The organism is Anabaena sp. PCC 7108 (assembly GCF_000332135.1).
Lineage (GTDB): Bacteria > Cyanobacteriota > Cyanobacteriia > Cyanobacteriales > Nostocaceae > Anabaena.
The window spans coordinates 2,801,543-2,814,014 of record NZ_KB235896.1 but is presented as its reverse complement, the minus strand read 5'-3'; the positions used below and the strand labels follow the sequence as shown (position 1 = coordinate 2,814,014).

General features: G+C 35.4%; 5 protein-coding genes. All 5 read left to right on the top strand.

All coding sequences use genetic code 11. The features are described 5' to 3' along the window. Nucleotides 1–39: 39 nt before the first annotated feature. The 5 genes from ANA7108_RS0113305 to ANA7108_RS0113285 all read left to right on the top strand — a co-directional run bounded on the left by ANA7108_RS0113305 (nt 40) and on the right by ANA7108_RS0113285 (nt 12,423). Nucleotides 40–2,346: a TOMM precursor leader peptide-binding protein gene (locus ANA7108_RS0113305; RefSeq protein ID WP_016951293.1), complete on the top strand. Its 2,307-nt coding sequence runs from the start codon at nt 40–42 to the stop codon at nt 2,344–2,346. A 711-nt stretch (nt 2,347–3,057) separates the two neighbouring features. Further along, nucleotides 3,058–4,143, top strand: coding sequence for an amidohydrolase family protein (locus ANA7108_RS0113300; protein WP_016951292.1), 1,086 nt, complete (start codon nt 3,058–3,060; stop codon nt 4,141–4,143). A gap of 46 nt (nt 4,144–4,189) precedes the next feature. Further along, nucleotides 4,190–5,245 (top strand): hypothetical protein, encoded by a 1,056-nt coding sequence (locus ANA7108_RS0113295; protein ID WP_016951291.1) that lies wholly within the window; start codon nt 4,190–4,192, stop codon nt 5,243–5,245. Nucleotides 5,246–5,470: 225 nt separating this feature from the next. Then, nucleotides 5,471–6,430 (top strand): hypothetical protein, encoded by a 960-nt coding sequence (locus tag ANA7108_RS0113290; RefSeq protein WP_016951290.1) that lies wholly within the window; start codon nt 5,471–5,473, stop codon nt 6,428–6,430. 179 nt (nt 6,431–6,609) lie between these two features. After that, nucleotides 6,610–12,423, top strand: coding sequence for an AAA family ATPase (locus ANA7108_RS0113285; protein WP_016951289.1), 5,814 nt, complete (start codon nt 6,610–6,612; stop codon nt 12,421–12,423). Nucleotides 12,424–12,472: the final 49 nt, after the last annotated feature.

Genomic DNA, 12,472 nt, shown 5'->3' with positions numbered 1-12,472 from the left:
CCAAATAACTTTCAACTTGAATTAATACGAATATAGAAGATGATCAATAAACCCCATTTTAAGCCTTGTTACTCCGTGGAAACTATAGCACCAGACCAGGTATTTCTCTTGTCTGAAAGAGAGGTAATTTGGTTGAGTGATCACCTTTCTTATCGTGTAGCTTCTTTACTGCAAGAACACCATTACAGTGTTGATGAAATTATAGAAATAATTCAACTAGAACTATTAAATAAACAACAATTACCTCAGGAAAGAAACGACTTTTTCCAAAATTTTCTTGATATCAGTATCAAGACTCAATATGCCCTATTCCAAATGGAAAAACAAGGATATCTGGTTGAAAAGAATGACTCATTACCATCGCATTTAGCTATTTTTTGTCATCATCTCAACATTACTCCCACAGTCGCTTATCTAAGGTTGCAATCAACTAAAGTTACCGTCAAACCTTATCCTTCTCTTCCTACCGCAGACTTAATAGCTATTCTTAAATCCCTTCATATTCAAGTAGTTGATGAAGGACATCTTACAGTTGTCTTAACTGATGACTACCTCCACCCTAACCTAGAGGAATTTAATCAACAAGCATTAAAGTCCCAATCTCCCTGGATGTTAGTCAATCCTCTTGGTACCAAAATCTGGATAGGTCCTATATTTAATCCCCATAAAACTGGGTGTTGGGAATGCCTTGCAAACCGCTTACGAAATAATCGCCCCGTTGAAAGGTTTATTCAAAAGCATAAAGATATTTCTACCCCTATTTCTCCACCGCTGGGATTCCTGAATTCTACAGTGCAAACAGCATTAGGAATGGTAGCTACAGAGATTTTTAAGTGGATTATCCAAGGCAGAAATCAACAATTAGAAGGGACTTTATTAACCTATGATACGCTGACTCTCCAAACCCAAAATCATATCCTCGTTAAGCGTCCTCAATGTTCTAGTTGTGGAGAAATAAATGAACAAAATCACAAACCTCTACCCATTATTTTAGAACATCGTCAGAAAAAATTTACTCAAGATGGAGGACATCGTTATTGTTCACCCCAAGAAACTTTTAGAAAATATCAACATCATATTAGTCCCATTACTGGCATTGTCAGAGAATTGCAAAAAATACCAGGAAATGGGTTAACTCATACATACATTGCCAAGCATCATTTTCTTAGTATCTTTGATGATTTAGACGGCTTACGGCAAAACATCGGAGGTAGAAGTGCAGGAAAAGGTAGGACTGATATTCAATCGAGGGTGAGTGGTTTTTGTGAAGCTGTTGAAAGATATTCCGGCGTATTTCAGGGAAATGAAATCAGACAAAAAAGCAGTTATCAGAATATGGGTGAAAAAGCTATTCATCCTAATATCTGCATGAATTTCAGCGAAAAACAATACCAGAATCGGCAAGAATGGAATGCCGAATGTAAAGGTTGGTTTCAAAAAGTCCCTGAACCATTTGATATAGAAAAAGAAATCGACTGGACACCAGTTTGGTCTTTAACCCATCAAGAATTCAAATATTTACCAACTGTTTATTGCTATTATGGCTATTCTCAACCCGACTCACCAGACTGTTGGGCTGACTCTAATGGATGTGCAGCAGGTAATACACTCGAAGAAGCAATTCTTCAAGGATTTATGGAATTAGTTGAGCGTGATTGTGTAGCGTTGTGGTGGTATAACCGTTTACAAAAAACACAAGTAGATTTAGATAGTTTCAACGAGCCTTATTTCCAGGAACTGAAAGAATATTACCGCAGCCTTAACAGAGAATTGTGGGTTTTAGATATTACTAGCGACTTCGGTATTTCTGCTTTTGCTGCTATTAGTCGTCGAATAGATCAAGAAGTTGAAGATATTATTTTAGGCTATGGCGCTCATTTTGACCCTCAGATTGCCATTAGTCGAGCATTAACGGAAGTTAACCAAATTTTACCTAATGTTTTATCAGTCCAAGGAAATGGTAGCACTCAATATCCCCCATCTGCTGATCCTCTGGCAATAGAATGGTGGAAGTCTGCGACTGTAGCAAATCAACCGTATTTGCTTCCTAATTCTTTAAGTATCCCTAAAATTAATGCAGATTATCCCCAACTAGCTAGTGATGATCTTCTCGAAGATATTCGGCTTTGTCAACAAATAGTTGAGGAAAATGGACTAGAAATGCTAGTTCTAGATCAGACTCGTGCTGATATTGGACTGAGAGTAGCTAAGGTAATTGTTCCAGGAATGCGACATATGTGGAAACGCTTAGGTTCAGGACGGCTTGATCAGGTTCCTGTCAAAATGGGTTGGTTGCAAGAGTCTCTGAGAGAAGACGAATTAAACCCTTATCCCATGTGGATGTAATTTAAGTAGGTTGGCGTTAAAAATTGTCGTTATGACAAGGGAACAGGGAACTCTTAACAGGGAACTCTTAACAGGCAACAGAGAAGAGGTTTTGGGAGATTTTACTTTTCGTTACATAGTACTCTTCGAGAAGCCGCTGCGCGTCTACGGTTTTTTTCCGTTCACCTACTTAACCTGAGTTCGATATCAAAATCGGGGGCTTTTGGCATCTACCATAGCTAAATTTAACTGAAGTTAACTCAAGTTGACTCAAGTTGACTAAATTTAACTGAAGTTGACTAAATTTTGATAGTCCTGATTTTAACTCAACTCTTGAGGTGAAAAACCAGAGATACTATAACGGTATCAGTTGACTGCTGATAGCTTGCTTGGCCTAGCCATACTAAATTGTGGAAACTATTCATTGCTAAAAGTTTGTTTACATTTCACTTAAAATTGCTGTATTAATAGCAGGACAGAATTAATTACATATAGATTTTTTGTCAATTCTTTACCATATGAAGATTTTAGATAAAATTCTGAGTAATTAATTTTGTCTACTTATTTAAATGACTTAAAATATTGAATTTTGAGTACCCTATTTGCGTAGTATTCTGTAGAGAAAGGTTTGACAGGTAGCAATATGAATAATGTTTACTCCAAATTTTAAACAGGATATTTTAAACAGGATATTTTATACTGATAACTGTCTAAAATTGTACAGATTTAACTATGCTGCACGGATATAAAATTATTGATGCTGATTCCCATGTGATTGAGCCTCCGCAGATATGGTCTAAGTATCTTCCTCCTGAATTTAAGCATTTTGCACCCTCAGCAGACATGAAAATTCAAGGGGAAGACATTGTGGAAAACATATCCCCGCAAGTTCGAGAAATGGGCAATCAGGAGATGATGCAGGCTCACCCCAATGCTTATTTTCATCGCTACGATTCAGAATCTCACCTTCAAGCAATGGTGCAGATGGGGGTCGATATAGCGTTTATTTATCCTACTTATGGACTGTGGCTCTTTGCTATTGATACCATGCCAGCGGAAGTGGTGGGAGCTTTTACCCATGCTTACAATACTTGGTTATATGAAGAATTTTGTAGCTATGCCCCAGACAGATTAAAAGGAGTAGGAGCTATTAATCTTCATAAACCAGAGCAAATGGTATCACAATTATATCGCATAGCTGACTTTGGCTGGAAAGCCGTGTTTTTACGCCCTAACCCCGTGAAAGGGAGAATTTTAAGTGATCCTGCCTATGAGCCATTTTGGACAGCCTGTGAGGAATTAGGCATAGCAGTGGGAATTCATGAAGGAACCCATAGCTGCTTACCAACTACAGGTGCAGATCGATTTAATACTCGGTTTGCACTGCACGCTTGTTCCCACCCAATGGAACAGATGATGGCCTTATTAGCCTTAATTGAAGGAGGGGTGTTAGAACGTCACCCTCAGCTAAAGGTAGGGTTTCTAGAGTCTGGTTGTGGCTGGCTTCCTTATTGGCTCTGGCGCATGGATGAAGAATATAAAAATTTACATTGGGAGGTTAACAACCATGTAAAAATACCTCCATCGGAGTATTTTCGTCGTCAGTGTTTTGTGTCCGTTGAACCATCTGAACCTTATTTGGCTCAAATTATCGACTATATCGGTGCTGATAACTTAATCTTCGGCTCTGATTACCCTCACATGGATCATAGACCGGACATCGTGACAACGCTTTTAGAGCTTGAAGTAGAGCTATCTCCAGAAACAATACAAAAGATTGTTTGGGATAATCCCAGTCGTTTTTACGGTTTGACTTGAAAAGTTTCCTTCTTTTGTTAACACTAAACTAGGGTAAATTACCATCATGACTAATACTGAAGTAACAACTCTAACTGACGAAAATAACTACTATCAGATTCTAATAGTTAAACCTCGTCCTGGGAAAACAGAACCAAAACACATAAATGTAGAGATAGTAACTAAAAAGAAAGCGGAATTTAGCCAAATAGAAAGTTATCCTTCTAAAGAAGAAAATAGCAACGAACTTACAGCCATAGGTGATTATTTACCATCTAATGGATTAGTTTTTACTGAGGGTTTTATAAAAAAAATATTCTCTGATCAAGAGCAAATTAATCTACAGGAGATAAGTAAGGTAAATGATTTTTATAGCACCACACGATCGCTATATATTACCCGCAAAATATCTCAGCTACTGGCCAAAAGTTGGTATGCATACCTAACAGCAACAGCAACAAGAACTTGGGATAATTTTATCTGTGATAACTGGCAATCAATTGATCCAGAAATATTAGATGGTCTCATTATCAGAGAAATTCTCTTATTTGATAATCAATATTCACCTGATTCCTATGAATTCGAGAAAGATTTATTGAACAAATATTATGAACACGCAAAGACTTTGATTTTACCTGCCAGTAAAGCTTGGCAAGGAATTTGTTTGAGCCTTTTATTGGGAGGACAGGTATATTATGAAATGGATGCAGATGATAAATCGATATATCAGGACGCACCAAACATCAAAAATCAACTGAAATACTACCGCCGAGTTTCTCAACCTATTCTTAGTACATTTGAGATGGTTAACAGATATGCAATGGAAGTAAATTGGAATACGTTCCAAGGCGATATACAAGAGTTACAAATCAATCCAAATCAAACCGATGCTCTTTACAAAGCTATTATTCCCTATCCTCCAATACCTTCAGAAAGAAATCTTAGTATGGAAGATATTAAAAAATGGGCTGACGCTAAAGATGATGAGTTAGATAACCCACTATATGATAGTGTACTTCCCTTTTATGATAAAAGAAAGACAAACAGCGGCGAAGAAATATATGAACTAAATGTGAAATATGTATCACCGCCTTTTCCATATTTACCTTTAAGTACAAGTTAGAAAATATGCGATGGGGAAGCCCTAAAATTTTAGAAAAACCAGCTTTTCTAAAACTTCCCCCTAATCTATCTAAATGATTGCGATTTTGGGAAATTTTTCTTTGATTCGCTTTCTGTAGTGAAATACAAAATCAATAGGTCTATTTGACCCTAATTTATAGTTGCTTTGAAAACTGTCTGATTCATTGCCATAGTTTCGTAAAATATTGTCCAGGAGTAAAAAATAATGCAATTTACAAGAAATTATTTTGAACGCTTGCAAAGCTTGAAAATGCAACATCCTCTTTATAGCTATCCGCATGAATGTTCAACAAATGACGCTCATTACAGCTGGTTTCAGATACTGATAATTGATGACACGAATCCTCACCAAAGCGAAACTAAATTAGTCTATGGAACTAAAGAGTTTTTTAAAGAATATTATAACGGTGTTGACACTCATAATTTACCAACAAAAGGAGCAGAAGTTGATCCAAATTTTGCGCCTAAAGATAATATGAATCATCCTACAATACGCTTTCTATTACAATCTCGTCGATTAAGTCAGATGATGGCTTCGACATGGATTAATTATGATGAAACGGCTGATACTAATTGCCAGCCAAAGTATGTCAAAAAAATCTTTGATTCCTTTAATATTAACCCTCGTACTTATTGGCAAACCGAACTAGTAGAAGATGATCAATTATGTCAAATACTATTGAAGGTAAAGGAAGAAGGTCTAGTAGATTACTTAATTCAACCGACATCTGTCGGTTACAGTTCAATATCTCTAGCTCTTTTATTAAGTGGGCAAGCATATTATGTTGATTCTGTCGATCACGAAAATAAAGAAAACTTAAAGAAAATTGGTGAACCAATTTTTAGCACTTATGAAATGATTTGGGAGTACGCAATTGATTTATCTTGGGATACGTTTTATGCCACTAGAAAAGATATTTCTCAAAGTGGGAATAACCCACGACCTCCTTTTACCCAAGTAACTTTAAGTTACCCACCAAGACCAAGTGAATTCAACCTTAAAGAAAAAAGTATTCAAGATTGGGTTTTTGCACCTGAATACGCAGACGAAATAGCGAATAATCAATATCCATTTTATCCCACCCAAGATACTCAAGAATGGGAAAATAAAAAAATAAGATTTATAGTTCCTCCTTTCCCATACATTCCCTTGAGTTCCACTTAATGAGATTTAGGAAATTTGTCTAGTCATTATTTTCTAAATCCATAATTTTTTATCTATTCATCATTAAGTAGATAAAAAATAAGTAGGTAGGCTGAATTTCAGTCAACCTACTTGACATTATAGGGTTAAAATTTATCAAACGAACATCAAAGTAGTAATTTATACTTTTATTAAATAAAATGACTCAAGATTTAGATATTATTAAACCAGACTACCAGATTATTGAAAAAATCTATGAAAGTGCTAATTCATTAGTTTATCGAGGTATTCTTAATCCAGATAAACAACCAATTATTCTGAAGATACTCAAAGAAAATTATCCCACTGCTTCTGAACTAAATCGATATAAACAAGAATATGAAATTACCCGTTCTTTAAATACAGAGAGAATTGTTAAAGCTTACTACCTACAAAGATATAAGAATAGTTTAGTAATGTTTTTAGAGAACTTTGGGGGTCAATCTTTAAAATTGTTAATATCCCAGCGTCAGTTTAGTTTAGAAGAATTTCTCATCATTGCTATCAAGATTACTGAAGGTTTAGCTGATATTCATACCGCTAATATTATCCACAAAGATATTAATCCTGCCAACATTGTTTATAACCCAGAAACTGGGCATCTCAAAATTATTGACTTTGGGATTTCTACCCGCTTATCCTCAGAAAATAAGACAGTTGGCAATATTCAATTAGAGGGAACCTTAACTTATATTGCCCCAGAGCAAACTGGGAGAATGAACCGAGAGATAGATTACCGCAGTGATTTTTATTCTCTAGGTGTCACCTTCTATGAACTCTTAACCCATCAACTCCCTTTTGAAACCAATGACCCAATGGAATTAGTCCATTGTCATATTGCACAGCAACCGAAAAGACCTGATGAAATAATTTCCTCTATTCCCTTAACATTATCCAATATCATTATCAAATTGTTAGCTAAAACCCCAGAGGAAAGATACCAAACTGCTTGGGGAATTAAAGCAGATTTAGAAACTTGTCTTCAACAATTAACTACGGTAGGAAACATTTCTCAGTTTCCTTTAGGATATCAGGATATTTCCGATAAGTTTCACATTTCCCAAAAACTCTACGGTCGAGATAAAGAAATTACCCAACTATTAACTTCTTTTGACAGAGTTAGCCAAGGCAGCACTGAAATGATCTTAATTTCTGGTTATTCAGGTGTTGGTAAGTCTGCCTTAGTTAATGAAATTCACAAACCTGTCACTTGCCAACGAGGGTACTTTATTAATGGCAAATTTGACCAATTTAAACGAGATATTCCTTATGCAGCTATTACCGATGCTTTTGAGTACCTCATACGCCAACTTTTGACTGAGCCGGAAATTATTCTCAAAACTTGGAAAGAGAAAATTCTAGAAGCATTGGGAAATAGTGGTCAAATTATTATTGATGTCGTCCCTGATTTAGAAAAAATTATTGGTAAGCAGTTACCTGTTGAACAACTATCACCAACTGAAACGCAAAATCGTTTTAACTTATTTCTTAAAAAGTTTATTGGTGTTTTTATGCAAAAAGAACACCCTTTAGTTATATTTTTAGATGATTTACAGTGGGCAGACTTACCATCTTTGAAGTTAATTGAGTTATTAATTACTGATTCTGACAGTCAATATCTGTTAATGATAGGTGCATATCGAGCTAATGAAGTCAGTTTTACACATCCTTTAATACTGACTTTAGAGCAACTTAATCAGGTAGAAGCAAAATTTGATACAATGACTCTTCAGCCATTGACACTAAATCACGTCAACCAATTAATATCTGATACCCTAAACTGCTCAACAGAGGAATCAAAACCTTTAGCTGAATTATTGATTCATAAAACTGAAGGTAATCCATTTTTTGTTACTCAATTTCTTCAATATTTATACCAAGAAAATCTTCTAATATTCAAACTATCTCAAACTAATACTAATAGAAATAGTCAAATTAGATGTTGGCATTGGGATATTGAGCAAATCAACCAACTAGAAATTACTGGTAATGTGGTTGAACTCATGATAAAAAAAATTGAAAAACTAGATGTAAAAACCAAGAATGCTCTTAGATTAGCAGCTTGTATTGGACATCAATTTGATTTAGAAATTCTGTCTATTATTAATCAAAAATCTAAAATATCTACTGCTAGAGAACTACAACCAGCACTACAGGAAGGTTTAATTGTTCCTTTAAGTAATGACTATAATATTCCTATGCTCTGGAATCTGGAGGAAATGACAACTACTACTTCAGAAATTTCTGATCGGTTTATCCCCAAACTGCCTGACTCTATTCTTTACAAATTTTTGCATGACAGGGTTCAGCAAGCTGCCTATGTTCTGATTTCAGAAGATAAAAAAAAGGAATTTCACCTGAAAATTGGAAAACAACTGCTGGAAAATACTAAAGAAGATGAATTGGAAGAAAATATCTTTGATATTGTCAATCAATTAAATATCGGGATTGAATTAATAACTCATCAACCAGAAAGAGAACGCCTAGCGCAACTTAATTTAATAGCTGGTCAAAAAGCAAAGGCTTCCAGTGCTTATGAACCTGCTCTTAGGTACTTAGAAACTGCACTAGAACTTTTGTCACTAAATAGCTGGTTAAATGAATATGATTTGACTTTAGCAGTGTATACAGAAACATTAGAAGCTCAGTATCTAAACACTCGATATGAACAAGCTGAGAAACTATCTAATGTCGTTTTGCAAAATGCTAAAAAAGTTCTCGACATGGTTAAAATATATGAGCTAAAAATCGAGTCATATTGCGCTCAACTCCAGGTACAGTATGCCATTGATACTGCAATTGAGATTTTAGCTAAACTAGAAGTATTCCTAATTCCAGAAACAAGTCAGATAGAGCCAGAAATTGATAAAAAACAAAAGGCTATACAACTTTTCTTAGAAGATAAGCGGATTGAGGAGTTAGTCAATCTGCCAGAAATGACTGATCCTTACAAACTTGCTGCTATTCAAATTTTAATGCTTATTACGGATACTACTATGATCACAAATCATTCATTGTATCCTGTAGTGGTATTAACTAACATCAGTCTTTGTCTAGAATATGGAAATCCGCCTCTATTAGCAGCTAGTATATATTCTTTATATGGTCTTTTTCTGTGTAATTTTATCAAAAATACTAGTATTGATGCTGGATATCAATTTGGGCAACTATCTTTGCTTCTATTAGAGAAATACAACATTCGCAAAAATAAAGTATCAGTAATCCACAATTACAATGGATTTATTCGGTATTGGAAAGAGCCTCTGAAAAATATCAAAATGGAAGAGTCTGAGGAATGTATTCAAATCGGATTAGACACTGGCGACTTTAAATATGCTGGCTACAATATTTTGAGTCATTGTGTGCGTATAGTTCTCAAGGGTTATAATCTCAAAGATTTTCACCCTAAATATGATGCTTATAGAAAATTAACTCTAGAATTAAAACAAGAATATTCATTCTATTATCTAGAAGCTTTGATGAAAGTCCATGTCAATTTACTGAATGGAGACAGTAGCAATTATCATTTATTATTTGGCTCTCAAGAAGAGGACGACAAATTATTAAATTTATGGATTCAAAATAATCACTACTGGTTACTTTTCATATCTTATATAAGTAAAACTTGGTTATTTTATTTCTTTAAAGACTATGAACAAGGATTAAAAAATGCTCTCTTATCAGAGAAATATACTGAGAGTTGTATGTCCTGTATAGTTTCAGTCCTAAACATTTTTTACAATCCCTTGATTATGCTTGCGGCCTGTAACCACAATGTGGACATTGAGCAGAAGAACTTTTTGTTACAAAAAGTATCATCTTATCAGGATATTTTGCAAAAATTTGCTTCTCATTGTCCAGAAAATTTTCAACATAAATATGATTTAGTTGCAGCGGAGAAAGCGCGAGTATTAGGAGAAAATTGGCAAGCAGAAGAATTATATGAAAAAGCTATTCAAGGTGCTAAAAAATATGAATTTATCCACGAAGAAGCTTTAGGTTATGAAAAAGCAGCAGAATTTTATCTACAACTAGGTAGGGAAGAAATTGGTCAGTTATATCTCAGAAATGCCCACCATTGTTACACTCGCTGGGGAGCTAAAGCCAAAGTCAAACAATTAGAAGATGAATATCCACAATATTTTATAGGAATTACAAACCAAAAGAAAGCTAAAAGCCTCAGCACAACTATTTCTACTAGTGGTAATGATGGAACAGTCCTGGATTTAACAACAGTTATTAAAGCATCTCAAGCCCTAACTGGAGAAATTGTTCTGGGTAAGTTACTGGCAAAGTTAATGAAAATTATGATTGAGAATGCTGGCGCTCAAAAAGGCTTTTTGCTTCTAGATTCTGATGATAACTGGGTGATTGAAGCAGTGGGAGCAATAGATTCTGATGACGTTAACATACTACAATCTCTTGCAGTAGACTCACCAGATGCTTCCACCCAGACTCCCTTACTCTCAACCGCTATCGTTAATTATGTTGCCCGCACTCAGGAAAATGTAGTTCTCAATGATGCCACCCAAGAGGGACAATTTACCCGCGATTCCTATATTGTCACTACTCAACCTAAATCAATTCTCTGCACTCCCCTACTCAATCAAGGCAAACTGAGTGGTATTTTATATTTAGAAAATAATCTCACAACAGGAGCATTTACAACAGACCGAGTCGAAGTTTTAAATATCCTTTCTAGTCAAGCTGCTATCTCGATTGAAAATTCTCGTCTCTACACAACCCTAGAACAAAAAGTAGAAGAACGTACTCAAGAACTATCACAAACTCTGGAAATTCTTAAAGCTACTCAAGCTAAATTAGAATTTGAAAATGCCCTGCTAAAAAGTTCCGAAGAAGCCTCAAGTTATGATTATCAAGTTGGTGGGAGTTTGCCAAGTGATGCGCCTACTTATGTAGTGCGTTCTGCCGACCGTTATCTTTATAAAGCATTAAGAACTGGAGACTTTTGTTATATTCTCAATACCCGACAAATGGGTAAATCAAGTTTGATGGTGCGGATGATGCACCACTTACAGCAAGAAGATGTTTGCTGTGCTGCTATTGATATGACTCGAATTGGTAGTGAAAACATTACCCCGGAGCAATGGTATAAGGGATTAGCTGTGGAATTGTGGCAAGGTTTTGATCTGCTCGGTAAGGTTAATTTAAAGGCTTGGTGGCAAGAAAATATCGAACTTTCTCCTGTACAGCGATTGAGTAGATTTTTTGAAGAAGTTCTGTTAAATGAAGTTAAATTATCAGATAATACTCCTGCACCTAAAATAGTCATCTTTTTAGATGAAATTGATAGTATTTTAGGTTTAGATTTTTCAGTTAATGACTTCTTTGCCTTAGTTCGCTCCTGCTATAATCAGCGCGGTATTAATCTAGAGTATAAGCGGTTGTGCTTTGTTTTATTGGGAGTTGCTACTCCGAGTGATTTAATTACAGATTATCGCCGCACCCCTTTTAATATTGGTCAGGCTATTCAACTGCATGGCTTCCAATTACACGAAGCCCAACCTCTACTACAGGGGTTCTCAGACAAGGTTAGCAACCCGCAAGCGGTACTTAAAGAAGTTTTATTTTGGACTAACGGTCAGCCTTTTTTAACTCAAAAGATTTGCCAGATGATTCGTAGTTCTTCAGATGCTATTCCCGATAAAAATGAACAAGCCTGGATTGAAAATTTGATCGGCACAAATATTATAAAAGATTGGGAAGCTCAAGACGAACCAGAACATTTAAGGACGATTAAAGATCGCATTCTCAAAGGTGAACAACAAGCTACATCACTGCTAAAACTCTATAGACAAGTTTTAGAGCATGGAAAGGTGAAAGCAGTTGATAGTCCAGAAGAGCCAGAATTGATATTATCAGGGTTATTAGTTAAAGAACAAAGTTATTTAAAAGTCCATAACCGAATTTATGAAGCTATTTTTAATAGTAGCTGGATTTCCCAACATATATAATAAGCTTGACATTGAGATTCCCCGGTCTAAAAACACGGGGATTCCACAT

Excerpts from the sequence above, each read along its gene's own strand:
- ANA7108_RS0113295 (WP_016951291.1), top strand. The coding sequence starts at position 4,190 with ATGACTAATACTGAAGTAACAACTCTAACTGACGAAAATAACTACTAT.
- ANA7108_RS0113285 (WP_016951289.1), top strand. The coding sequence starts at position 6,610 with ATGACTCAAGATTTAGATATTATTAAACCAGACTACCAGATTATTGAA.
- ANA7108_RS0113305 (WP_016951293.1), top strand. The coding sequence starts at position 40 with ATGATCAATAAACCCCATTTTAAGCCTTGTTACTCCGTGGAAACTATA.
- ANA7108_RS0113290 (WP_016951290.1), top strand. The coding sequence starts at position 5,471 with ATGCAATTTACAAGAAATTATTTTGAACGCTTGCAAAGCTTGAAAATG.
- ANA7108_RS0113300 (WP_016951292.1), top strand. The coding sequence starts at position 3,058 with ATGCTGCACGGATATAAAATTATTGATGCTGATTCCCATGTGATTGAG.